Consider the following 328-nt stretch of genomic DNA (forward strand, 5'->3'; position numbering starts at 1 on the left):
ATCCGAGTCAGAAGATACAAACGTATCTTCTTAAAATCTTTCAGATTTTACTCTCCTTTTCGAATCCAAGACGTAAAAAAATCTAACTCAGTAAATACTTAAGCTAGATCTTTATTATTTTTCAAATGGTGGGTGATGAGGGATTCGAACCCCCGACCCCCTGCTTGTAAGGCAGATGCTCTCGCCAACTGAGCTAATCACCCTTTTTAGCTTTTTATCGCTATATGTTTGGACTTAAATGGTACACGAGACAGGGCTCGAACCTGTGACCTTCGCCTTAGAAGGGCGCTGCTCTTCCAACTGAGCTACTCGTGCATATATTTTGCAC

Annotated in this window: 2 tRNA genes; both read right to left on the reverse strand. The window is 41.8% G+C overall.

The window, feature by feature from the left end:
• Positions 1-126: 126 nt before the first annotated feature.
• Positions 127-203 (reverse strand) — tRNA-Val (locus DC53_RS00195).
• A gap of 36 nt (positions 204-239) precedes the next feature.
• Positions 240-315, reverse strand: a tRNA-Arg gene (locus tag DC53_RS00190).
• Positions 316-328: the final 13 nt, after the last annotated feature.

Source organism: Pseudoalteromonas fuliginea, from assembly GCF_000690055.1.
Classification (GTDB): Bacteria; Pseudomonadota; Gammaproteobacteria; order Enterobacterales; family Alteromonadaceae; genus Pseudoalteromonas; species Pseudoalteromonas fuliginea.